The organism is Leptolyngbya sp. 7M, assembly GCF_018128485.1.
In genome coordinates this window covers 1,364,876-1,387,608 of record NZ_CP070897.1, presented here as the reverse complement: position 1 = coordinate 1,387,608, position 22,733 = coordinate 1,364,876, and the positions used below count along the sequence as shown (strand labels likewise).

At 49.9% G+C, this 22,733-nt stretch carries 22 protein-coding genes and 3 tRNA genes; 14 read left to right on the top strand and 11 right to left on the bottom strand.

Translation table 11 applies throughout. The features are described 5' to 3' along the window. Window positions 1–44: 44 nt before the first annotated feature. Window positions 45–584: an HD domain-containing protein gene (locus JVX88_RS06550; protein WP_211626528.1), complete on the top strand. Its 540-nt coding sequence runs from the start codon at window positions 45–47 to the stop codon at window positions 582–584. A gap of 133 nt (window positions 585–717) precedes the next feature. Here the strand turns inward: JVX88_RS06550 and JVX88_RS06545 are convergent, their stop codons facing one another. From JVX88_RS06545 to JVX88_RS06525, 5 genes are all read right to left on the bottom strand, one after another. Then, window positions 718–1,167, bottom strand: coding sequence for a hypothetical protein (locus JVX88_RS06545; RefSeq protein WP_211626527.1), 450 nt, complete (start codon window positions 1,165–1,167; stop codon window positions 718–720). 48 nt (window positions 1,168–1,215) lie between these two features. Beyond that, a tRNA-Thr gene (locus JVX88_RS06540) sits at window positions 1,216–1,290 on the bottom strand. 21 nt (window positions 1,291–1,311) lie between these two features. Continuing rightward, window positions 1,312–1,387 (bottom strand) — tRNA-Gly (locus JVX88_RS06535). A 3-nt stretch (window positions 1,388–1,390) separates the two neighbouring features. Continuing rightward, a tRNA-Tyr gene (locus tag JVX88_RS06530) sits at window positions 1,391–1,478 on the bottom strand. A 161-nt stretch (window positions 1,479–1,639) separates the two neighbouring features. After that, window positions 1,640–2,416 carry a patatin-like phospholipase family protein gene (locus JVX88_RS06525; RefSeq protein ID WP_211626526.1) on the bottom strand — a complete coding sequence of 259 codons (777 nt, stop codon included), beginning with the start codon at window positions 2,414–2,416 and terminating at the stop codon, window positions 1,640–1,642. A 62-nt stretch (window positions 2,417–2,478) separates the two neighbouring features. Between JVX88_RS06525 and JVX88_RS06520 the strand changes: the two genes are divergently transcribed. After that, window positions 2,479–3,855 carry a S8 family serine peptidase gene (locus JVX88_RS06520; RefSeq protein WP_211626525.1) on the top strand — a complete coding sequence of 459 codons (1,377 nt, stop codon included), beginning with the start codon at window positions 2,479–2,481 and terminating at the stop codon, window positions 3,853–3,855. Window positions 3,856–3,869: 14 nt separating this feature from the next. Here the strand turns inward: JVX88_RS06520 and JVX88_RS40475 are convergent, their stop codons facing one another. From JVX88_RS40475 to JVX88_RS06495, 5 genes are all read right to left on the bottom strand, one after another. After that, on the bottom strand, window positions 3,870–4,664 hold the full coding sequence (locus JVX88_RS40475; protein WP_211626524.1) for a hypothetical protein: 795 nt from the start codon (window positions 4,662–4,664) through the stop codon (window positions 3,870–3,872). Between the two features lie 205 nt (window positions 4,665–4,869). Further along, a complete protein-coding gene (locus JVX88_RS06510) occupies window positions 4,870–5,430 on the bottom strand; it encodes a hypothetical protein (RefSeq protein ID WP_211626523.1) in 561 nt (186 codons plus the stop codon). Window positions 5,431–5,603: 173 nt separating this feature from the next. Next, on the bottom strand, window positions 5,604–7,034 hold the full coding sequence (locus JVX88_RS06505) for an ankyrin repeat domain-containing protein (RefSeq protein WP_211626522.1): 1,431 nt from the start codon (window positions 7,032–7,034) through the stop codon (window positions 5,604–5,606). A gap of 221 nt (window positions 7,035–7,255) precedes the next feature. Further along, complete coding sequence (locus JVX88_RS06500) at window positions 7,256–7,987, bottom strand: hypothetical protein (protein WP_211626521.1); 732 nt, start codon at window positions 7,985–7,987, stop codon at window positions 7,256–7,258. Between the two features lie 55 nt (window positions 7,988–8,042). After that, the gene (locus JVX88_RS06495; protein WP_211626520.1) at window positions 8,043–9,914 is read right to left on the bottom strand and encodes an ATP-dependent helicase; all 1,872 of its coding nucleotides are present in this window, start codon (window positions 9,912–9,914) and stop codon (window positions 8,043–8,045) included. 19 nt (window positions 9,915–9,933) lie between these two features. On the opposite strand from JVX88_RS06495, the gene JVX88_RS06490 reads away from it, so the two are divergent. The 8 genes from JVX88_RS06490 to JVX88_RS06455 all read left to right on the top strand — a co-directional run bounded on the left by JVX88_RS06490 (window position 9,934) and on the right by JVX88_RS06455 (window position 17,773). Continuing rightward, window positions 9,934–10,155, top strand: a complete 222-nt coding sequence (locus JVX88_RS06490; RefSeq protein ID WP_211626519.1) for an energy transducer TonB — start codon at window positions 9,934–9,936, stop codon at window positions 10,153–10,155. A gap of 107 nt (window positions 10,156–10,262) precedes the next feature. Beyond that, a complete protein-coding gene (locus JVX88_RS06485) occupies window positions 10,263–11,006 on the top strand; it encodes a MotA/TolQ/ExbB proton channel family protein (RefSeq protein WP_211626518.1) in 744 nt (247 codons plus the stop codon). A 37-nt stretch (window positions 11,007–11,043) separates the two neighbouring features. After that, window positions 11,044–11,493: an ExbD/TolR family protein gene (locus JVX88_RS06480; RefSeq protein WP_211626517.1), complete on the top strand. Its 450-nt coding sequence runs from the start codon at window positions 11,044–11,046 to the stop codon at window positions 11,491–11,493. A 48-nt stretch (window positions 11,494–11,541) separates the two neighbouring features. Further along, complete coding sequence (locus JVX88_RS06475) at window positions 11,542–12,018, top strand: biopolymer transporter ExbD (RefSeq protein ID WP_211626516.1); 477 nt, start codon at window positions 11,542–11,544, stop codon at window positions 12,016–12,018. A 70-nt stretch (window positions 12,019–12,088) separates the two neighbouring features. Beyond that, on the top strand, window positions 12,089–13,144 hold the full coding sequence (locus tag JVX88_RS06470; RefSeq protein ID WP_211626515.1) for a hypothetical protein: 1,056 nt from the start codon (window positions 12,089–12,091) through the stop codon (window positions 13,142–13,144). A gap of 125 nt (window positions 13,145–13,269) precedes the next feature. Further along, on the top strand, window positions 13,270–15,477 hold the full coding sequence (locus JVX88_RS06465; RefSeq protein WP_211626514.1) for a RelA/SpoT family protein: 2,208 nt from the start codon (window positions 13,270–13,272) through the stop codon (window positions 15,475–15,477). 246 nt (window positions 15,478–15,723) lie between these two features. Then, window positions 15,724–17,253, top strand: coding sequence for a S8 family serine peptidase (locus tag JVX88_RS06460; protein ID WP_211626513.1), 1,530 nt, complete (start codon window positions 15,724–15,726; stop codon window positions 17,251–17,253). Between the two features lie 139 nt (window positions 17,254–17,392). Next, window positions 17,393–17,773 (top strand): RidA family protein, encoded by a 381-nt coding sequence (locus JVX88_RS06455; RefSeq protein WP_211626512.1) that lies wholly within the window; start codon window positions 17,393–17,395, stop codon window positions 17,771–17,773. A gap of 96 nt (window positions 17,774–17,869) precedes the next feature. On the opposite strand, the gene rpmB is transcribed toward JVX88_RS06455, so the two are convergent. After that, the gene (gene rpmB, locus JVX88_RS06450) at window positions 17,870–18,064 is read right to left on the bottom strand and encodes a 50S ribosomal protein L28 (protein WP_211626511.1); all 195 of its coding nucleotides are present in this window, start codon (window positions 18,062–18,064) and stop codon (window positions 17,870–17,872) included. A gap of 87 nt (window positions 18,065–18,151) precedes the next feature. Here rpmB and JVX88_RS06445 point away from each other — a divergent pair, with 87 nt between their 5' ends. The 4 genes from JVX88_RS06445 to JVX88_RS06430 all read left to right on the top strand — a co-directional run bounded on the left by JVX88_RS06445 (window position 18,152) and on the right by JVX88_RS06430 (window position 22,692). After that, window positions 18,152–18,877: a SurA N-terminal domain-containing protein gene (locus JVX88_RS06445; protein ID WP_211626510.1), complete on the top strand. Its 726-nt coding sequence runs from the start codon at window positions 18,152–18,154 to the stop codon at window positions 18,875–18,877. Between the two features lie 1,137 nt (window positions 18,878–20,014). Continuing rightward, complete coding sequence (locus tag JVX88_RS06440; protein WP_211626509.1) at window positions 20,015–20,800, top strand: SDR family oxidoreductase; 786 nt, start codon at window positions 20,015–20,017, stop codon at window positions 20,798–20,800. Between the two features lie 126 nt (window positions 20,801–20,926). Next, entirely contained in the window at window positions 20,927–21,901 is a 975-nt protein-coding gene (gene rfaD, locus JVX88_RS06435) for an ADP-glyceromanno-heptose 6-epimerase (RefSeq protein WP_211626508.1), read from the top strand. After that, window positions 21,898–22,692 carry a helix-turn-helix domain-containing protein gene (locus tag JVX88_RS06430; RefSeq protein WP_211626507.1) on the top strand — a complete coding sequence of 265 codons (795 nt, stop codon included), beginning with the start codon at window positions 21,898–21,900 and terminating at the stop codon, window positions 22,690–22,692. The genes rfaD and JVX88_RS06430 overlap by 4 nt, the downstream gene beginning before the upstream one ends. The last annotated feature ends 41 nt before the right edge of the window (window positions 22,693–22,733 follow it).

Sequence of the window (22,733 nt, the reverse complement as noted above, 5' to 3'; positions counted from 1 at the left end):
GGTTTTAAAGCTTTGCATACTGTCAATCCTGCAGAAAATGGAGTTTGAACGCGATTGAACTGATACTAAGGGTTGCGAACTTTGCTGCCCAGCGCCATCGAGATCAGCGCCGGAAGGGTAGTGACGCACAGCCCTACATCAATCACCTGCTCGATGTGGCCAATATGCTGTGTGAGATTGGAGGCATTGACGACCCGGAGGTTTTAGCTGCCGCCATTCTTCACGACACTATTGAAGACACCGAAACTACCAAAGAAGAACTTCTTCAACGATTCGGCAAACCGATTACAAGTCTTGTCCTTGAAGTTACAGACGATATGAGCCTTCCAAGAGCTCAACGAAAGCAAGCACAGATAGAACACGCTCCACACCTTTCTCCCGGTGCGAAAGTGATCAAGCTCGCAGACAAGATCAGCAACATAAGAGACTTGACCGATCATTCTCCTGTCGATTGGTCAAGAGACCGACACCTGGAATATCTCGACTGGGCCGAGAGTGTCGTTGCCGGTCTCCGAGGCGTAAACCCCTCGCTTGAAAAATACTTTGAAGAATCGGTGGCGCGAGCCCGCAAAAAGCTCGCATAAGTTCTGCCCCGGTGAGAGTCCGGCACTTTTCAGCCATCACCTTTCTTCAGCCCAAAAAAACAAGTTGGGCAGTAAACATACTGGAATTTTTAGATATTGCTGCCAAGAACCATCACTGCAACTGCAATATTGACTATTTAATAGCTCCCGCTATGGGGCTGGAGGCAGAGGCATACAGCCGCTTCGGCATTCGGCCGGCAATATACGCTAGTCGGCCTGCCTCCACAGCGAGCTTCATCGCTGTCGCCATCTGGGCGGCGTTGCCGGCTTCGGCGATAGCGGTGTTCATTAAGATCGCGTCTGCACCGAGTTCCATCGCGATCGCTGCATCCGACGGCACTCCGACACCCGCATCGACGATGATTGTCGCGTTCGGCAATTGCTCGCGCATTATGCGGAGATTTGCAGGATTCTGCACGCCCATTCCCGACCCGATCGGCGCGGCCAGCGGCATCACCGCAGGGCAGCCGACATCGAGTAGCTTTTTTGCCATTATCAAGTCGTCGGTAAAGTAAGGTAGAACAATAAATCCTTCCTTGACCAACACTTTCGCTGCCTCGAGCGTCTGCTCGTTGTCGGGCAACTGTGTTGTCTCCGGTCTAAATCAAAGTGGTCGTACTGCTAACAACTCTGGAGCCCAAGACGGGATTTGAACCCGTGACCTCTTCCTTACCAAGGAAGCGCTCTACCCCTGAGCTACTCGGGCGAATGCCCTAAAAAAACTCAATGGAGCGGGAGACGAGACTCGAACTCGCGACATTCAGCTTGGAAGGCTGACGCTCTACCAACTGAGCTACTCCCGCTCATGGTGCAAGGGGCAGGATTCGAACCTGCGTAGGATGTTACTCCGCCGGGTTTACAGCCCGGTGCCATTAACCACTCGACCACCCTTGCCTTTATTTGTGTTGCTAATGCCGTCTTTTCGAGCTAATTAGCAAATTTCCAATAATAACGAAGGCGCGGAAAGCGCGCAAGCGCAAATCGGAGGTTTTCTGGTGTCCCAGGCAGCAAAAGTAAACGTTTGAAGGGGTGCCGGTTTGGTGCATCTGAATAACTCATTTAACAACAAGACGATGAATATCCTCGATCTTTTCAAGTGCGGCTTTTTCGCCGAGTTCAATAAGTTCATCGCGCTTGCCGAGTTCATCAGGCCGGATATGAGCGATTTGCGGTTCTATTATTACGTCAGCACGATAATGCTGGTTTTTTGAAGCTGTACGTACAAGCATCATCGCAGATTGGATCATTGTGCCGATAAACGTTGTCGGAACACCGCCAAAACCTGTCCCGCATGACAATAGGTCAACTGCTATCACCTTATCAGCCCCGAGTTTGCGTACCGCCTTTGTCGGCATCGGCGAGGTAACACCGCCATCGACGAGATATCGACCGCTGCTATCTTTTACAGGCACAAAAACGCCCGGGATCGCACAGCTTGCCCTGATAGCGGTGGCCAGATCACCCTCGTCACGAAAAATCACCTCGCTCCCCGATTCCAGATCACACGCGACCGCGGCAAATGGAACACAAAGCAATTCGAATCGCGAAACCGGAAAATGCTTTTCAATAAACCCCGTCATTGCTGAATTTGAAAGTAATCCCCGTGGCGAATAAGAAAGGCTTGATACACCGAACCAGCTCACGGATCGGCCGATCTCTATCAACTCATCGACCGAAAGCCCAGACGCAAATGCCCCGCCAACAAATGACCCGGCTGACGTACCGGCGATCATATCGATAGGAACACCATTCTCCACCAGCGCTTTTAGCACGCCAATGTGGGCAAATCCGCGGGCTCCGCCGCCCGATAACGCAAGACCGACCTTTGTCATATCGGCAATTTCCTGACAGCGTTGATTTTAACCGTCCATTATGGAAAACTTGAAACGCCCTGATGACTTCGACCGGCTCCCTAGCACACGAAAAGACGAGAACTTCGGCCGATATTGCCGCAGGCGATACCGTCTGTCCCGTATGTTCACGCGAAACGCGTGACGAATTCGTGCCGCTGCGCGTCTTAGAAGAGGACCTGCAAAAGCTGATTGGCGCAAATGCTCCGGACACTCAGGAATTCCAAGCGGTCTGTGCCCGCTGCGTTCGGTTATTTGAAAGGGCTAAAGAGCATATCATCGCAGATGCCGCGATGCAGAAGGACGGCTCACACGTCCTTTCAACTCCGCTCAGACTTGATGCCGACGAACGTTTTACCGGCAAAGGAGTTACGATCGCTTTCCTTGATTCGGGTTTTTATCCGCACGTCGATCTGACCACGCCAAAGAATCGCATAATTGCGTATCGAAATCTTCTTGATGCTGACGGCGACCTGAATTCGCTGTTTCAGCCGGACGTCGCAAGCTGGCATGGAATGATGACGTCCGTTGTCGCCGCCGGCAACGGCTCGCTTTCAAATGGCTTTTATCGCGGACTCGCCCCAGATTCTGACGTCGTTCTCGTGAAGCTCGCACGAACAGGCCGCATTACCGACCAGAACATTCTTGATGGATTGGAGTGGGTACTTGCGAACAAAGGCAAATATGACATTCGGATCGTAAATATATCGGCGGGCGGTGATGAGGAGCAGCATTATTTGTCCGATCCGCTTTCGCAGGCAGTCGAACGCTGCACGGCTGCCGGTATTACGGTGGTTTGCGCGGTGGGAAACTCCGGACATTTACCTAACCATCCCGTCGTGCCGCCGGCAAGCGCCCCTTCGGCTATAGCAGTAGGCGGTCTTGATGACAATAATTCGGTCAATCGTGCGAAACGCGGAATGTATCGCTCATCCTATGGGCCAACGATCGACGGATTGCAAAAGCCGGAGGTGATCGCCCCTTCGATCTGGGTCCCGGCGCCCATATTGCCGAACACGCCAACCGCTCAGCAGGCAAGTCTCCTGGATACGCTTGATAAGGCCAATGACGATGACCTGCATTCGATAATTCGCGCAAATCCGGGCATCGATGATGAACTTGATGCCGCGCTCGACCGGCCGGTGCACTCGATTCGGCAGATCATCTTGCTGAAGCTCCGCCGTGAGAACGTTATAACAAAGCATTATAAATACGTCGACGGAACATCTTTTTCAGCCCCGATCGTTTCGTCGCTGGCCGCCCAGATGCTCGAAGCAAATCCACACCTCTCGCCGCAACAGATAAAGCGCATATTGATCGCAACCGCCGAACGCCTGCCGCATTACGAAGTTGACCGGCAAGGCTGGGGGGTTATCGATCCGCGGCGCGCGGTCGGATCCGCCTTTGATCTTCGCAGCTGAGATCGCCAAGTACCTTAGCGATTTAGAGGCGTTGGGACTCGTCTCGGAGTGACTGCGGGCGTCGGTGTGGCTCCGGGCCGGATGATCACAGGCGTCGGCGTTGGGACCGGAGTCCTCACAGGTGCCGGCGTCGGCGTGCGCGCAGGTCTCGGTTCTTCATCGTCGGGCGTAGATGCCGGCATTGGCGTCTCGGTAGGACGCGGCGTTGCGGTCGCGGTCGGCGAGGGAGAAGGCGTCGGGGTTGGCGTGCGGGCATTCGCATTCGTGTTTTGGTTGGACATCTGAACCGGCACGTTACCGAAATCGAAGGCATTGCTAATATCCATATTAGTGTTCAGCCCGGCATTGGCGTTCGGCGCGCTTGTGTTTACATTTACGTTCGTATTCGAATCCCCGCTGAACTTCAACGCAAGCCAAAGCGCACCTGCCCCGAGAGCTAAAAGAGTGATCGTCCCAAACATCGTAAGCAGAACTACCATTACTGTATTGGAACTCTTGGCTTCGGGTGCAGCGGCCACAACTCGCGTTCGCGGCGGTTCGGGCTGTGACATCGGCACAACGATACGCGGAGCCGGTTCTTCTTTAGGCTCAAATTCGATCTCGCCTGCAGGCTGACCGGGCACGGGAGGCCTGACCTTACGGATCACCGTAACTTCGGACGGATCGTCCTCGACCGGATGATCGATGCTTTCGCTAGGCATTTCAATGAATTTAGGCTCTTCCTCGTCAACAAGAGGTGTGCCGTCCTTCATACAAAAGCGTAGTATCTCTTCGTCGTAGCGAGTGTCGCAGGTCGGGCAAAATTTCATATTTATTTTCCGTGCCGATCGCAAACTTGGCTGTGGGGAGCTTGATAGTTCGGCTCTTGGCGGATTTTAACATCATTCGAAGAAAATTGGCGAAGCGAAAGAAATGAGTGGATCGTGAATGCGAGCAGATCAGACCAAGAGAACCTCGTTCACACCACAAGATGAACGAAAGTCTGAGAGCTGATGCTGCTTGTGTGCCTTCCCATCAACCCGTGCCGGTGAATGTCCCGTGAATGTAAGAGGAATACCTAGAATCTGTGTTGAGCTTGTCGCGAAGCACGAAAATCCAATCTGAACCGCTGCGGCCGCGGGCAAGTTCCTGAGCGACCCGATAGCCGATCTCATATGGCTCATCCTCTTCAAGACGAGCTGCCGGATAACCCGAATTTCTCAAATAATATCCCTGTGCGATATAGGCAACGGTCTCGTTGTCAAGCCAGGGGATCGTTGTTCGTTCCAGATCGAAAAATGCGTGAACCGCTTCGTGTACGACAAGAGCGTTGAAATCGCGCGACCAGCGCCGATTGTTTCCTAGATAGAACGTATTCGCGGCGTTGTTGCCTTCGCGGCGCGAACTATACGTGATCATATTCGCCGAATGTCTGCCTTCGACAACGTGTAGGGAGCCTGCGGCAAGAGCATCTGCTACGCGTATGAAAGAATCGCGATTGATAATAGCGGTAGTTCCCGAGTTTCGATAATTAATCCTGATCCGGCCCGTATCACGGTCCCGCAGGATCTCGATCATTTGTTCTTTCGCGCCCATTTCCAACTCCTTGCAGGAGAAATGCCAGCTGCGTCAGGGCTAACGCAAAAGCGCCGCCGGAAGCTTTGATATACTGCTAAATCGGCGACTAGTCAAGCGAAATATTCGGCGAAGGGAAAAGTTACGCAGATTAAAGGTTATTTCGGTCCTAGGAGATGATCTTATGCCGGCGCTTAGCCCTTGCCATCTGTATCTTCGTCGTCGTCGTCGTCATCACTCGACCGAGAATTTCCCGGCGTCGCCCCAAACCCGACCAGAAGCGCACGTACATCCTCGTCATCAGTGATGTCCCAAGCCGTTTCGCCTTTCTGATTGCGTGCATTTACATCAGCCCCGGCGAATAAGATCAGTCGGACCTTTTCGATGTCATCCTCGTATGCGGCATGCATAAGAACAGTCCATCCGTCATTTTCCACGGCACGTGGATCCGCCCCTTTTTCTAACAAGAGACGCATGATCTCAACGGTGGAATTCTCCGCCGCTGCCATCAGCGCCGTGAATCCGTCCTTGTTCTTTACATTTACATCGGCACCGAGACGGACGAGCATCTTTATTACCTCGGTAGAACCATTCATTATCGCGGCAAAAAGAGGCGTTTCGCCTTCTTCATTCTCGATATCGATAGACGCGCCGCGCTCAAGGAGCAATTCGACCAGTTCGACCGGCGTATCTTCATCAACCCGGAACAGCGCGTTCTCACCTTTCTTGTTTCGGGCATCAGCACGAGCGCCGAAGTTAATAAGCGCACGAGCGATCTCTGTAGTACCATCGGCTACCGATATGAATAGCGGCGTTTCACCGTTCTCTTCTTCTTCGTTTGGATCCGCACCGCGGGCAAGAAGCTCAAGCACGTCATCAAGCTCTTCGGAATAGACCGCCCGAGAAAGGTCGTTCTTGAATTCAACTTCGTAACTGACCGCAACGGCCCCAGCAAGGACAACACCGATATCTATAGATAGCGTCCGAAACCAATCAGAGTTGTCATCAAGGGTGATATTTACAACGTTTTGGTCACGAAATCCATCGGCCTTTAGCTCGATCGAATAATTGCCCGCGCGCAAGTTTTTGAATTCAAAACTTCCGTCGAAGCTGCTTACGCGCGTTTCCTCAAAATCCCCGTTAGCATTACTCAGCTTTATCTTCGTTCCGGGAACGACCGCACCCAGTGCGTCAGCAATAACTCCGGCGATCCTGGAATTCCCGACCGCTGCTTTTGCGATCGTTTCCTCTTTTTCATCCGCCGGTCGTTCGATAGCAACGATCTCCCGAACAGGCGGATCCTGTGCGATGCCCGTTGAGGCAAAGCTAAGCGCTGCGCCGAGCACACCCGCCGCCATCGCCGGAGCCCTTCGGGATATGTTATACAGCGGAGGCAAAAACAGCGGTTCTTTGGTCTCAGGATGTTCAACGTAGCGGACACAGAGGTTTCCTCCGGAAGCGCGCACCAGCCGACGGGCCTCCTTCCGCGTCATCGCGGAGATGAAATTAACGTTCTTTTCACAATGCGAACAGAACCGCACCCCTTCATTTCCGTGCATCTCTTCCCATGCTTCATTACAGGGTTTTGTGACACGGATCGAATTCAAAGATGGTATCTTGGACATACGGGTAACCTCCGCTTACGGCTGTGCGAACAGCGCTGATTCGTAAACACACAAATAGACAATTTTTAGATCTTAATGTTCCCGGCTGTGCGGGAGCGGCTCGTCGTCTTGTTGCGTTAGTTACCTGAGCGGGAAATTTGGTTGCTTTGGCGGATGTACATTTTTTGGCGCAAAAAGGCCGGTAAATTTACCGGCCTGGAAGTATGGTTTTTTTGAGATGTTCAGCCGGCCGACGGTACCAGCCACGCTACGAATGAAAGCCAAGCATTGGAATGCGCGACAACCGGCCGCAGCGGGATCATCACAACGATCAGAGCGGTGCCGATCGCGAATGGACGGTTCAATTTGCCGGTCTTATACCAATGCCAAGCAAGCGCACCCAACGCTATCAAACCCGGAACCCCGAATGCCCACAATTCCGCGTATTGCGGAGGAGCTACCGGGAGTCTGAACAATGCAGCGGGCATAAAGGCTATCGCCGTCAGGAACATCAGGCACTTGTGTTCGGTCGCTTTCTTTCGATAATAGATGGCTGCTGAGAATAAGGCCGCAAAGATCACCATATCGCTTACCGGCAGCAGGAAGAACGCATGCGGATCGGCTCCCGGCGGAGCAGCATGGCGAACCAATTGTGCATCATACGCGGTCAAAAGCCCGACCACTATTACCAACGCAGCGAGCGCAACACCGATCATTCCCATCGTCATATGGAGCTTGATGTTTCTTGTTCGAATAAACACGGTCTGCATCACGAAATAGAGCACCCAAGCGGACATGATCACGCCGTGTGTATGCACCAATCTATTCGCCACCGCCGGAACATCGAAGAATGCACTAAAGTAATATGTCCGCGCATAACCTACCAATACAACGAGCGGGAATCCTATCGCCGTCGCCAACAATAGCTTTCGCTCAGAAAGACGCGGATTGAAAACTGCGATATTCGTAGCCATATAATTGCCCTCGCATCAATACGCGGATCGCAAGCGGCATTCATATCAGTGGAGCTCAATTTAGATATTCGGTAGGTAGGTCCTTGATGCTCGGCATTGCGTCTCGCGCGGGGAGTTCTTCTTCAAGGTCCCAGATCTCGAATAATTCTGGCGGGCACTCGCTGATGAAACGTGAGGGCTTTTGCAGGACGGTCTGGCGATTATAATCCGTCATCAACAGCGGATAAGTTAGATATAGTTCATCTTTTGCACGTGTCAGAGCAACGTACCAGAGACGACGTTCTTCTTCCTCAGATTCGATCTCTTTCAGCGAACGCGGGCTTGGGAACTTGCCCTCCGCAGCCCAAATGATAAAGACCGCCTTCCACTCAAGGCCCTTTGCCTGATGTACCGAAGTAAGCGTTAAAAGTTCATCTTCGTCGCCGCCTTCGACCACTTCTTCGCCGACAAGCGGCTGCGGCTCCTTGAATCGTTCTGTAGCAAGAAGGGCGAGTTCAGAAAGAAATGCCTCCGTCGTCTCATAACGCTGTGAGAACTGGGCCAGCCCCCGTATATCTTCGCTCCTGGCATCGGCATTCTCAAAGTTTTCCAGCAGATATTGCTCGTAACCGTTCTCGAAGACATAAGTTATCTGTTTTGAGGGTTGATCGCGGAATTCGTTCGATACAAGCATCTCAAGTAAGCTGCCCAGATCTTCAAGCCCCTTACGACCGGTTTTTGACACCTGAGTGGCATTCTTTAGCGCCGTTACTGTAGTCAGAGGCCCGGTCTGACCCTGTGAACTTCCGGGCAATATCTCTGTTCCGGAAATTCTTGTAGCTATCGACTCAAAAACACGATCTGCCGTAATGTTTCCAATGCCAGGCAATAGCTTTAGTATCCGTTTCCAAGCTAATTCATCGCGCGGATTCACCAACACTCGCAGATATGACACAATGTCTTTGATGTGAGCTTGCTCAAAAAAGCGCACGCCGGATCGAACTCTGTATGGAATGTTCCGTCGGGAAAGTTCCAGCTGCAATTCGATCGAATGATAATGTGATCGATATAAAACGGCGATGTCCTCAAGCGAGATCCCTTCATCGCGCAGCTCTAATATACGCGATGCGACAAAGGCCGATTGCTGATCAACGTCTGAACACGGAACGAGCGCAGGCTTCACGTCCCGCGAACGCTTTACCGCCTTCAGCATCTTTGGAAATTGCCGTCGGTTCGATGCGATCGAAGTGTTCGCAAGCCCTAATATCTCTGGTGTTGAACGATAATTAGTTTCGAGTTTGAAAAGCTCGGCTTCGGGATAGCGCTTCGGAAATTCGTAGATGTTCGTGAACTCAGCACCGCGCCATGCAAAGATCGATTGAGCGTCATCGCCGACAACCATTACGTTTCGATGCTTTGCGGCAAGCAGGTCGATTATCTCCGCCTGCAAACGATTCGTGTCCTGATATTCATCGACCAGGATATGCTGAAACTGTTCGGTGTAAAGCTCGGTGATCTCTCGCTTTTCGGTCAAGAGCTGCTTGAGCTTCAGTAACAGATCGTCATAGTCCATCACGTTCCGCTCAAGTTTTCTGGCGTGATATATCGCATCCACGCGCTTGATCTGCGCGGTAAGCATCTCAAAATACGGATACTTTCCTGCAATGACGTTCTCTATTGGCAAGTCAGTATTTGTAGCGTAGCTTATGATGTCCTGCAATACTTCGGCCTTCGGAAACCGCTTTGCCCTTGTATCGACCGCGGCATCATCAATGCATACGTTTATAAAGTCCTTCGCGTCTTCGCTGTCAAGTATCGAGTAGTTAGCATTGAACCCAAGTGAGACTGCGTGCCGCCGCAATATCAGATTTGCGATCCGGTGAAACGTTCCGCCCCACACGCGATGAACGTTCTGTGAACCGGTCAAAGCCTCCACACGTCTTAGCATTTCGCGGGCTGCGCGATTTGTGACGGCAGCACGTGCTGTCAGGGCTGAAGGCCCAGTTACGGTCCAGGTGCTGATCGATGAGGATGGTAATGTCGTTTCGGCAAGCGCGGTAAGTGGTCATCCGTTGCTTCGTGCAGCAGCCGCTGCGGCAGCCCGACAGGCTAAGTTCAGCCCGACAATGCTTTCTGGACAACCAGTAAAGGTTTCGGGAGTGATCACGTATAACTTTGTCGCTCCATAAATCGGGGCGATCGTGGAGAGGCTGAAGAGTTCGTGCCTCTCCGCAATAAGATCTTAAGGAGATCCGGCAATACATAGACTTTTTCACGATTCTTTGGAGGAAAAACCATGACTTTTTTCGCTAGCCTGATGGGCTCATTTCTACTGTTCTCTGCTTCGGCGGACGGAAAGATCTCGTTCGGCTTTTACGACATCATCTCAAGCTTGACGATCCCCGGATGGGCGGTCATTATCACGTTGCTCATCCAGTCTGTATATCTTATCGCCGTCGGTATCGAACGCTGGCTTACCTATAACAAGGCGAAGCAGCAGTCCCGCCAATATGCGCCGAAGGTAGCCCAGGCTCTCAAGAACAGCAATATTGACGAGGCTATCAGTATTAGTGATCGCCACAAAGATTCGCACCTTGCGATGGTTGTATCGTCTGGCTTGAAGGAGTTTAGCGCACATCAGGGGGCTGGTGAGATAACCGCTGACGAGATGGAAGCTTCCAAGCGTGCCCTTGAGCGAGCCATAGCTGTCAAAACGGCCGAACTAAAGCGTGGACTTTCCGGTCTTGCTACTGTAGGTTCAACTGCTCCGTTCGTCGGACTATTCGGAACGGTCGTGGGCATCATCGGTGCGTTCGTTGCATTGGCACAGGCTGAAAATGCTGGTATCGGTGCTGTTGGTGCAGCTATTGCTGAGGCTCTCGTTGCAACGGCCTTTGGTATCGGCGTGGCAGTTCCGGCCGTGTGGCTGTTCAACTATTTTACGAACAAGGTCACGAGCTTCGGCGTGGAAATGGAGAATTCGGCTTCGGAATTGGTCGATTACTTCATCCGCCAGCGTACGAAGAACCTTAAGGCTTAGTTTATTGGTCTAGTTTTACCATTGGAGGTTCATTGCCATGGGTGCAAAGGTCGGCGGGACCGATGAATATAATTCGGACATTAACGTAACACCAATGGTGGATGTAATGCTCGTGTTGCTGATCATCTTCATGATCGTAACACCATTGCTCCAACAGGGGGTTACAGTTAATATCCCGAAAGAACTGAATTCACCTGACGAGGACGCAAATATTACCAAAGATACTTCGGTGGTGCTTGCTATCCCTAACAACAACGATTTTTATATCGGTAAGGATCCGTATCCGATCGAGGAGCTTGGTGAACGCGTCAAGACCCTTATGAAAGATAAGACCGCCGAGGAGCGCATCGTTTATATAAAAGCGGGCATCGATGTTGATTACGGAACGGTTGTCAGGGCGATAGATACCATTCGCAAGCAAGAGATCGACAAGATCGGACTTGTAGCGGATAAGAAGAAGGGGACGCCGCAGCAAGCGGCAAATTAGGGTCAAAATGGCCGTTCTTATTACGGCCATTTCCCATCAGGAGAAGTTATGGGAATGTCAACTGGCGGCTCCAAAGATGGAGCAACGCCGAACATTAACGTCACACCGCTGATCGACGTACTGCTCGTACTGTTGATCATTTTCATGATCATTACGCCGGTCAAACCTAGCAAGTTTGAAGCAAAGGTGCCAGCGGAGCCGAAGAAGCAGGAAAATCTGGTCGTTGAGCCGAATCCGTTGAGTCTTGTGGTAACGATAAATCCTGCAACTCGGGGCCTCTCACTAAACAATGAAAACCAAGGCACTATCGAGGAGCCAGACGCGCTGACCAATCGCTTAAAAGAGATATTTGCTCAGCGCGAGCGGGATAATGTGCGCCGTCCGAATTCAAATGAGACGGAGAAGACTTTGTTCATCAAATCGCCAAGATCAGTTAAATACGGTGATGTTGTCAAGGTTATTGATGCCGTTAAGATGGCGGGAGCCGCACCTATTGGCCTACAGATCGACGATCTGTCAAATTAGTATTTTATAGCTCCGGACGGCATGACCGCTCTTCGGCGCTCAAAAAATCGGAATCATAATGGAGTCGAAAATGAGATCATCTCGTTTTGGGATAATTGTGCTGATCGCTCTAGCGGTCCTGGTCACTACGAATTGCTCGTATTACAACAGGATCATGTCCAGAAAGAATCTGGTCGATGGTTCAACAGCTTATCGCGATAGAAAGTTTGAGACGGCAGAGGATCTCTTCCGAAGGGCTGCAGAACGCGACCCTGAAGGGGAAACGCTTGAAGGGCGAACCGCACAGCTTTTCCTTGCCAGAACGCTTCATCAACGATACAGCGCTAATCGTAGTGAAAAATCGCTTGCGGAAAGGGCCCTCGTCGAATATAACAAAGCGATCCCACAGTCGCTTCGTGAGTATGCTGCTGCCAAGACTGCTTATGAAGCTGATCCGACAAGTCAAGCTGAGACCAAGCGGTATTTCTCTGCGCTATCAGCAGTTAACAACACATCAAGTGCGATCGCCAGCTTAAACAATGCGCTTGAGCAGCAAGCCGCAGCGAAAGAATGGCAGCAGCGCGTGGCTGGTGATGAAAGCTTTCCAGACACTGCCAGGGTACGAGCGATCGTGGCTCTCGGATTGGAATACAATACATGTGCTAACGACATTACTAACAACGAAAAGGTCAGAAAAACGGTCAAACGGGATGGGAAGGATGTCTATCAGTATGTCAAACCGGAAAACCCTGAAGATATGACCAAGTTAACAAATTGCATCTCCGAAGGGGAAAAACTGTTCAACCAGGCCTACCAGTTAGAAAGTGATTTTGTAAAGAACGCCGCGAACACCAATGTGAAATCACTGACTGACGATCAATTAAGCCTTCTTGAAGAACGCATACTCCCGTTTGAGTCTGCTCGTTCTTATCGTGCAAGCATGGCTGCCCAGGCGGCACGTCTAGCAGAGATGGAGGGTAGGGCCGATCTTGCCGCTGTTCGTGCCGAAGCGGACCGGCGTAAACAGGAATCCGATGAATTAAAGACTTTGGTCGGGAACATTAAGGCAGAAAAAGACGCGCGCATAGCCGCCGCACAGGCTGCTGCACTTGAAGCAGTGAGCGGAAATGCGAATGCTGCGAAATAGATCTTTAGTCTGTGTGATCTTGAGTGCCCGTTATTACTGACGGGCACTTTTTATATTTCTGATCAGTGACTTTTTCTTGGATTCCCAGTGTTGAAGTTCGATAGAATATATCAAGAGATATCAAGATGATCCGTATCGAGGACATTATTGATAAGGTCGAATTGAACCGGCCAAACCCCGACTTGGAGCTTATACGCCGAGCGTATATGTTCTCCGCTCTTCACCACAAGGGACAAAAACGAGCGTCAGGCGAACCTTATTTGGTACATCCGCTGGAGGTTGCAAATATACTGGCCGAAATGCGGCTTGACGAGGTTAGCGTATCAACCGGATTGCTTCATGATGTCGTTGAGGATACGCTTGTCGATCTTGACACCATAAAATCATATTTTGGTGATGAGATAACTCATCTTGTTGATGGGCTCACAAAGATCGCCCAGATAAGCGATCTTTCAAAGGAGAAGCAGCAAGCTGAGAATGTCCGCAAGATGGTCCTTGCTATGATCACGGATGTTCGCGTAGTGCTGATCAAGTTAGCGGATCGGCTTCATAACATGCGAACAATGCAGTTTCTCAAACCCGAGAAACGTGCGCGCATTGCACAGGAAACCCTCGACATTTATGCTCCTATTGCTCATAGACTTGGAATGGGTAAGGTCCGGAGTGAACTTGAGGACCTATCATTTCAGAATCTATACCCAGAAGAGTATAAACGACTAGCAAAAGATGTTGATAGCCGTCGCCCCGAGCTCGAAGCTACGCTGGAGCGTATCAGGCAAACCGTAGAGACCCGTCTCCGTGACAATGACGTACCTTTTGTCGAGATACAAGGACGTGTTAAGAGGCTATACTCGCTTTGGAAGAAACTAAAGAAGCAGAAGATCACAATCGAACAGGTTTACGACCTTATCGCAACGCGAATAATCACTCCTAATAACAAAAAATACTGCTATCTCACCCTAAGTGTTATGCACGACACATGGACGCCGGTCCCGGAACGCTTTAAGGACTGGATCGCTATCCCCCGCGATAATCTTTATCAGTCTCTCCATACATCGGTTATCGGCGATGGAGGGCAGCCATTCGAGGTGCAGATCCGGACCGAGGAAATGCACCATATTGCGGAAGAGGGCGTCGCAGCACACTGGAAATACAAAGAGAAAAAACTAGGACAGGCAGAAGAAGATGCTAGCTTGGACGAACTAAGAAAAACGGTCGAAAAACTACTTCTTCCTTTGGTGGAGACCACACAGACAAATGAGGATTCGGAAGAGTTTATAGAATCTTTGAAACTTGATCTGTTTCCGAAAGATGTTTACACATTTACCCCTATGGGTAAGGTCATCCAACTTCCGCGCGGAGCGTCACCGATCGATTTCGCTTACGCTATTCACTCCGAAGTCGGGGATACCTGCACGGGAGCCAAGATTAATGGACGCATCGTCCCGCTTAAATCAGAGCTGCAAAATGGCGATGTCGTAGAGATAATGACGACCGCAAATTCTAAGCCGTCCCGCGACTGGCTAAATTACGTCATTACCGCCAAAGCACGTAGCCGTATAAGACACTGGATCGCCGAACAACAGCGTGCAGATTCAATAGAGCTAGGTCGGAAATTACTTGAGAAAGAAGCAGACCGCTTTCGTGTACCTCACAAAAAACTTATCAATAACGATGTGGAAATGAAACGCATCGCAAATGAATATGGTCTTGGCAGACCTGAGGATTTGCTAGCCTCAATAGGATATGGCAAGACCCTCCCACGAAATGTTATCTCCAAATATCTAGGTGCTGAGAAATTTGCTGAGCTTGATCCGGAAAAGAGAAGGGAAACACGGATCGAAAGTGGCGTAAAGGCGGTCAAGAAATTCATAGGGCTCGGTGAAGATGCGATCGTGGTTAAGGGCGTTGATAATCTTTTGACCACGCGTGCCCGATGCTGCAATCCGCTCCGCGGCGAAGAGATAATTGGATACATATCGCTTGGCAAGGGGATCGTTGTCCATAACAAGCGCTGCAAGAACGTGCTGCAGCTGATGGTAAATAAGGACCGCATCGTCGAAGTGGATTGGGCAAAAACGGATCAAGACGAGATCCAGTCGGTTAGAATACTTGTTACAACGGAGAACCGCACGGGAATGCTGGCAGGCATCACCAATGCCATAGCTGAGATAAAGACTGGAATTCGCGATGCAAAGGCTAATGTTTCGCGTGACGACCGGGGACTGATCGAGGTAACGGTCGAAGTGTTTGATAAGAAACATCTTGATCGTGTGTTGAGTTCTATTCAGCAAGTGCCAGGTGTGATCGATGTCGAGCGTATAAATACGTGACTCATAGTATAAAGAAAAATTTATACTAGTATAAGCTTTACTTTTTATCTTAGATTGTGTAATATCCCTCCAAATTAGCCCACTCGGACGTTGTCGGGATCCTAACTTATCTAATATCCAAACCCGACAGGTTCGTAAGTTTTTTCTCTTTTTATTTATTTTACTCTCGCTTTCGTACCTTTTATCAGTGCGAAAATATATGCTTGTCCTAACAGGCATAACCCAGAAGGAGAAAAATTAAGAACAATGAGAAAATCAATGTTTGTCGTGGCAATTGCCGTGATTATCAGTGTAGGGCTTGCGGTGTTCTCCCCTTCGGTGGAGAGCCAGGAAAAAGGGAAGGAAAGTAAGATCGAGCGTGCCGAAAATCCTGTACCGGGTCGATATATTGTGATTTTAGAGGATTGGGCTGCTGGGGAACGTGGTATTACTTCAAATGCCGAGGCTCTTGCATCGGAGTTGTCGATTGCCTATCAGGGTAGAGTGGACAAAGTCTTCAAAAATTCTTTGAACGGGTTTTCTATCGAGATGTCTGAGAAACAGGCAATAGAATTAAGTCAGGATGTAAGGGTGAAACACATCGAGGAAGACGCATATGTTTCCATCGAAGCAACACAGACCAATGCGACATGGGGACTTGACAGGATCGATCAACGGGATAGACCGCTTAATGGAACATATGAGTATACGCCGACCGGAAGTGGGGTCAATGCTTATATTATCGATACTGGCATTCGGCGTACACATACTGAATTCGGCTCGCGGGCATTTATTGGCTATGACGCGATCGGAGACGGACAAAATACCAATGATTGTAATGGACATGGAACGCATGTAGCCGGTACTGTCGGGGGAACGATTTATGGTGTTGCAAAATCGGTTAGGCTCTACGCAGTTCGCGTCCTAAATTGTAGCGGTAGCGGGACAAATTCTGGTGTAATTGCAGGAGTCGATTGGGTAACCGCAAACCATATAAAACCGGCAGTAGCGAATATGAGTCTTGGAGGCGGGGCATCAACTGCTCTCGATAATGCGGTAAATAACTCGATCAATAGCGGGGTAACCTATGTCGTAGCGGCTGGAAATAGTAACGCCAACGCTTGTAATTCATCACCGGCACGAGTTCCCGCTGCCATAACGGTTGGGTCAACAACCAACACAGATGCTAGGTCGTCCTTTTCAAATTATGGAAGCTGCCTGGATATCTTTGCACCCGGATCTTCCATTACCTCTGCATGGCATACCAGTAATACGGCAACAAACACAATTAGCGGAACATCAATGGCGGCCCCGCATGTGGCAGGTGTTGCAGCTCTTTATTTGCAGGGAAATACAGGAGCTTCCAACAATACTGTTAGAGATGCGATCGTTAATACCGGTACCACGGGACGCTTGACAGGCATTGGTACAGATTCACCCAATGTCCTTGTTTATTCGCTACTGTCAGGTGGAGGCGGAACGCCACCGCCAACATGCAGCGGGGGAACATATACCGGCACACTTTCGTCTGGTCAAGCACATATCCATCCGAACGGCACATACTATCAAAGCACCATCTCTGGGATTCATTCAGGGGTTTTGACTGGTCCTTCGAATGCCGACTTTGATCTGAGGCTTTATCGGTGGAATGGTGCTTCGTGGGTAGTTGTGGCAAGTTCTACTGGTACGACATCTAATGAAAGCATTAGCTATAATGGTGCCGCGGGGTATTATTATTGGCGTGTGAACTCTTATAGCGGCAGCGGTAGCTACAGCCTTTGTACTTCACGGCCATAACTGCTTTGGCTGAAGGCAGGAAAGATCCTGCAAAACTACAAAAAGCGGCTACAGATAACTGGAGCCGCTTTCGTTTTGAAAATTAGAAAAACTCTGTTATTATTTCACTTTTGTTTGCCACAAGGGGAAGTTCACTGCCATGAGCATAGAAAGTATCTCAACCGAAAATGCACCGGGAGCCATAGGCCCATATTCGCAGGCAATAAAGGTCAGCGGAATGGTTTTTTGTTCTGGCCAGATCCCGATAGACGTATCGACCGGTGAGTTTGTTTCCGAAGACGTGGCGGAACAAACTGAACAGGTATTGAAAAATCTTAGTGCCGTTTTGGAGGCCGCCGGGTCAAGTTTGGGAAATGTGGTCAAGACGACCGTTTTTCTTGCGGATATGAATGACTTCGCGGCGATGAATGAGGTTTATGGGCGATTTTTTGATCTAAACAAACCTGCTCGTGCTACTGTGCAGGCGGCACGTTTACCCCGCGATGCCCGGGTCGAGATCGACTGTATTGCGACGGTATAGAAGCTGGCGAGTGGTTTTAAAGAAAAAGAATTGCCAAATGCACTTGAAGTCAGAGCATTTGGCAACTGTTCGATAAAAATATAACTCAATAAGGAGTTATGCAGCTTTGACAACTTTACCCGATTTGATGCAACGGGTACAGACCTTCATTCGGCGATTTCCGCCTTGTGGAAGTTGAGCCCTTACAGGTTGCAGATTCGGGTTGAATCGGCGTCGGGTCTTGTTATTAGCGTGTGAAACATTGTTTCCAAACTGCGGTCCTTTCCCGCAAACGTCGCATCGTTGTGCCATTAGATCATTGCCTCCGGTATCGGGGTCGAGAGTTTATAAAAACTCAAAAACAAGTTTTATAGCAATTTTGTAGAGTTAAGTCAAGTAATGATGAAAATCCGTTCAAATAAAGCGTATGTCTCGTTAACACGAGAATTTCTTTTCCGTCGAATTCCGTTCGCTGCGTTTATCGCAAGTGCGGTATTTTCTCTGGCCTGTGGAAACGGTGGTCCGACCATCGGCACTGGGGTAAATCCTAACGAGACTGCGGCAACCGTAAACGGCAAACCGATCAAAATGGAAGATGTCGAAAGGGCCGTCAAACAGCAAGCCCAAGGTCAGGAAAGCCGATTCTCACCGCTCGAACTCGCAGGGGCAAGGCTCCAGATACTCCAGTCACTTATCGAACAAGAAGTGATGTATCAAAAGGCGGAGGCCGAGGGTACTGTTCCGACTGAAGACGAGGTTACGGCAGAATTCAATCGCCGCAAGACCGAGAGCCGTCTTTCCGCGGAGCAGTTCGAAGAGGAGATGAAAAAGATAGGTGAGACTGAAGCCTCCGCTCGCACAGCGATCAAGAAGGGGCTCGCCATACAAAAGTTACAGGATAAGATCACTGGAAAGATCGAACCGCCGCGTGACAGTGAGATAACTCAATTCTTTGAATCCAATCGTGATGCTTTCAAGCGGAAAAGAGGAGCTCAGCTAGGTGCGATCGTCTTCGATCCGCGTGACCTTGGCGAAGGTGATACGACAAAGAGCGACATTGAGGGACCCGACCGATCCAAGAAAGACTTCTGGGTCGTCAATGCCGTAAGGTTCAAAAAGACTTGATGCGAACGCATTTATCAATCCCGAACCGACCTGATCAGTTACTGTCGGAGCCGAAAGCAGAATGCTCCGCCAGGCGATCTGTGGATCACGGAGATCATAGCGCGTGATGCTTTCGCCAAGACCCGCCACCCTGGATGACAGGTTTCTGTCAGGTGCAGTTTTCGAAGGAACAATAGTCTCACGGAACACTTTTATTAATTCAGGTTGGAGCGAGATATCGTACGTGTCCTCAACTCCCGTTTCCGTTGCTCGCGTGACCCAAGTCACGTCTTTAACCGAACCTCGAAGGATCTCTGGTAGAATGCGTGCGACAACACTTTGAACATCAGCTTCGTCGCTTGCCCGCTTTGCAAGAGAGATCGAAGCGAGATTCGCGATCTGTGCAATGCCTTCGGGGGATATTTGCCCAACCGCATGTCCATCCAATTCCGGAACACGCTGTGCTTTCAGAATGCTTTCTTCATTACCGTTTTTTACTGATATGCAACGTTCAAGAGCCGATTCGTCATTTCCGAACAGGATCAAGCTTCCTACCACAAGCCCGTATGCCTTACGTCCATTTCGCCCGGACCAAACGAAATACTTCCCCCCGTACTTATCAGAGGTTTCAAGTGTCGCCTCACCGCCATACATTTCGCTAATGAAGAGTCCAAGATGCTCTTCGACGAAAGAGATCACCTGAAAATTCCAAAGTCTTGTCTCGATAGCGGCTACGAAGCGAGGCTGAAAGTTCAGAACCGAATTCTCTTCATTAAGCTGTTCTTCGGTGGTCTCAAAGCCAGTAACGGAAATAGCCATTTCCATCCCGTCTAGAAGGCTTGTGTCGGGCGGTTGGGCTAATGACGCCTTGAGTTTCGGATTGTTCGTTATTATCCCGACCGCCTTTCCAAGATCTTTTGTTTCAAGATAAACAAGGGCATCGGCCGGCATTACCGAACGGACATCTGTCGGCGGCGATGAACAAGCCAGAGATAAAAGGATCGCCGATAAGGCGGCAGGAAAAATAGAATTTAATAACTTAGATCGGAATGGAAGGCTTTGCTTACCTCTGCTACTTTTCTGATATGCGCCGGAGCCATCACTTCCACACATCTCAAGATCAATTTGGCGAACTAACTGTGATAACATCTTGCGAATATGGCCGATAAAGTATTTGCAGATGACATTTTACAGGGAAAGGTCGCGTTTGTAACAGGCGGAGGGACGGGAATAACCGGAGGTGTTGCCCGGGCGTTTGCCGAACATGGGGCCAAGGTCGCAATAACCAGTCGAAAGGAAGAAAACCTTGCCGCAATGAAGGCAATGATAGAAGCCGGAGGCGGTGAATGCTTCTCCGTTGCGGCTGACGTTCGGGATTTCGATGCGGTTGAGAATGCCATCTCGAAAACAATAGAACATTTTGGCCAGATCGACATAGTGGTGAACGGAGCCGCGGGGAATTTCCTTTGTGCCGCAGATCAACTGTCGCCCAATGGTTTTGGAACGGTAGTCGATATAGATACGAAAGGTACATTTAATGTTTGTCGGGCGGCATTTGAGGAATTAAAGCGAACACGAGGCCAGATACTTAACATCTCGGCTACGCTGCATTACCTTGCGACACCTATGCAGATACATGTTTCTGCCGCAAAAGCCGGAGTAGATGCGATCACGCGGAATCTGTCGGTAGAATGGGGACGATATGGCATCCGCGTCAATGGGATCGCACCCGGCCCGATCGAGGATACAGAAGGAATGAAGCGGCTGCTGCCCGAACCGTTGAAGGAGAAGATAACCAAAAAGATACCTCTCGGCCGATTCGGACGCATCGCTGACATCGAAAACGCTGCTTTGTTTCTAACCTCTGACGCCGCAAGCTATATTAACGGCGTAACACTAGTAGTTGATGGCGGGCAGTGGCTACTTGGCACCAGTCTTGGATAATGTGATCTTATATCATAATTTATACAAAAAACTTGTATTTACGGTGGTTAGCCTTTTGTGTTGAGAAGAGCTCAATAAGTTCCATTGTAGTTTCGGTCTGAAAAAATCGGAAAATAAAAAATTAGTATGAGTATCATTGTTACAGGTGGGGCCGGGTTTATAGGAAGTGCTGTTGTTTGGCGGCTGAATGAGCTAGGTCACGACGACATATTGATCGTTGACCGAATGGACGAGACCGACAAGTGGAAGAATTTTGTGCCGCTAAAATTTAAAGATTATATTGATGCGGATGACTTCATAGACTACATCGAAGCCTTCCGCGACGCCGAGGCGATCATTCACATGGGGGCGTGTTCATCGACCACGGAGAAGGACGCCCGATACATGTTGATTAACAACTTTGGATATACAAAGGACCTGGCAGATTTTTCCGTCGAGAAAGGAATCAGGTTCATTTACGCATCTTCAGCAGCGACATACGGTGACGGGTCGGCGGGGATGGAGGACGGCCACGAAGAGTTGCACAAGCTGCGTCCGCTGAACATTTACGGCTACTCGAAACATCTCTTTGATCAATATGCGGCCCGACACGGAATGTTTGAAAAGATCGTCGGGCTGAAATACTTCAACGTCTTTGGCCCGAACGAAGGGCACAAGGGCGATATGCGTTCACTAGTGAACAAAGCATTCAGCCAAATAAATGAGACGGGGAGCTTGAAGCTGTTCAAGAGCGCGAACCCTGCCTTTGAGGATGGCGAATTTGGTCGCGATTTCGTTTATGTGAAAGATGCGGTCGATATGACGCTGCATTTTATGGGAAACAAGATCGGCGGGCTGTTCAATGTCGGTTCGGGGCAAATGAAGACCTGGAATGCTCTTGCTGATGCGATCTTTGATGCTCTTGACCGTCCAAAGAATGTTGAGTTCATCGATATGCCCGAACATCTCCGCGATCGTTATCAATACCAGACTCAGGCCGATCTTTCCAGCATTCGCCGTGCCGGCTATGCTGCCGAAACTACACCACTCAATACGGCCATTAAGGACTACGTACAGAATTACCTCTTGAAAGGCAGATATCTTGGTGACGAAGATCTATGACCTCAATCGGCAGTGCAAGGTCGCGATGGATCGGTAAAGTCCTGCTTTGGGAGGATTACGGGATCTTTTTCGGAAACTCGGGTGACGCTGATCTTCATGAATCCCCCGCGATAAAACTCTGTGTTTCATTTGGTGGCGAGTTCTATATCCGCGATGGCGATAGTGGCAAATATACTCCACTTACAGCGTGTGTCATACCGGCTGGGACGCCGCACGCGATAAATGGTGGCGGTGTGAAAATGTATATGCTGTTGGTCGCACCGGAAGGTGAGCTCGGACAAAAACTGAGCGGTTTTTCCCCACAGCTCGGAACGCAAGATCTGACAAAACATTACTCAGTTCTTTGTGATTCACTTTCACCAATTGCAAATACGAATGAGCCAGTCCTACTGCAAAGGATGTTATCAGATCTTGTATATCTGGTCGGTGGTATCTCTGATTCTCTTCCCGCGGAGATCGATCCTAGGGTTGCTCAAAGTATCGAATGGATCCGATCTGGCCGTGAAAGCGGTATTTTGATCAAAGATATCGCTGCTGAGGTCGATCTTTCAGAGAGTCGTTTCTCGCACCTTTTTTCCGAGCACCTGCGTGTGCCGGTCCGCCGATATCTTTTATGGCTTAGGCTGCGCGATGCACTACATATGCTTGCTACGGCCGAAAACTTGACAGCGGCTGCCCATTCTGCCGGCTTTTCAGATTCTGCTCATTTGACCCGCACTTTTCGATCTGCACTCGGTATTGCTCCGAGCGATCTGATCAGGCATAGCTCTGTTACCTCATTTCTTAGATAGCAGATTCGTTCAAGCAATCCTTTTTAACAGGCGGCTAATAT

Bases quoted from the DNA above. Each gene is read 5' to 3' on its own strand.
- JVX88_RS06505 (WP_211626522.1), bottom strand. From the start codon at position 7,034: ATGTCCAAGATACCATCTTTGAATTCGATCCGTGTCACAAAACCCTGT.
- JVX88_RS06465 (WP_211626514.1), top strand. From the start codon at position 13,270: ATGATCCGTATCGAGGACATTATTGATAAGGTCGAATTGAACCGGCCA.
- JVX88_RS06480 (WP_211626517.1), top strand. From the start codon at position 11,044: ATGGGTGCAAAGGTCGGCGGGACCGATGAATATAATTCGGACATTAAC.
- JVX88_RS06430 (WP_211626507.1), top strand. From the start codon at position 21,898: ATGACCTCAATCGGCAGTGCAAGGTCGCGATGGATCGGTAAAGTCCTG.
- JVX88_RS06520 (WP_211626525.1), top strand. From the start codon at position 2,479: ATGACTTCGACCGGCTCCCTAGCACACGAAAAGACGAGAACTTCGGCC.
- JVX88_RS06440 (WP_211626509.1), top strand. From the start codon at position 20,015: ATGGCCGATAAAGTATTTGCAGATGACATTTTACAGGGAAAGGTCGCG.
- JVX88_RS06460 (WP_211626513.1), top strand. From the start codon at position 15,724: ATGAGAAAATCAATGTTTGTCGTGGCAATTGCCGTGATTATCAGTGTA.
- JVX88_RS06510 (WP_211626523.1), bottom strand. From the start codon at position 5,430: ATGGGCGCGAAAGAACAAATGATCGAGATCCTGCGGGACCGTGATACG.
- JVX88_RS06485 (WP_211626518.1), top strand. From the start codon at position 10,263: ATGACTTTTTTCGCTAGCCTGATGGGCTCATTTCTACTGTTCTCTGCT.
- rfaD (WP_211626508.1), top strand. From the start codon at position 20,927: ATGAGTATCATTGTTACAGGTGGGGCCGGGTTTATAGGAAGTGCTGTT.
- JVX88_RS40475 (WP_211626524.1), bottom strand. From the start codon at position 4,664: ATGAAATTTTGCCCGACCTGCGACACTCGCTACGACGAAGAGATACTA.
- JVX88_RS06495 (WP_211626520.1), bottom strand. From the start codon at position 9,914: ATGCTAAGACGTGTGGAGGCTTTGACCGGTTCACAGAACGTTCATCGC.
- rpmB (WP_211626511.1), bottom strand. From the start codon at position 18,064: ATGGCACAACGATGCGACGTTTGCGGGAAAGGACCGCAGTTTGGAAAC.
- JVX88_RS06525 (WP_211626526.1), bottom strand. From the start codon at position 2,416: ATGACAAAGGTCGGTCTTGCGTTATCGGGCGGCGGAGCCCGCGGATTT.
- JVX88_RS06455 (WP_211626512.1), top strand. From the start codon at position 17,393: ATGAGCATAGAAAGTATCTCAACCGAAAATGCACCGGGAGCCATAGGC.
- JVX88_RS06445 (WP_211626510.1), top strand. From the start codon at position 18,152: ATGATGAAAATCCGTTCAAATAAAGCGTATGTCTCGTTAACACGAGAA.
- JVX88_RS06500 (WP_211626521.1), bottom strand. From the start codon at position 7,987: ATGGCTACGAATATCGCAGTTTTCAATCCGCGTCTTTCTGAGCGAAAG.
- JVX88_RS06475 (WP_211626516.1), top strand. From the start codon at position 11,542: ATGGGAATGTCAACTGGCGGCTCCAAAGATGGAGCAACGCCGAACATT.
- JVX88_RS06470 (WP_211626515.1), top strand. From the start codon at position 12,089: ATGAGATCATCTCGTTTTGGGATAATTGTGCTGATCGCTCTAGCGGTC.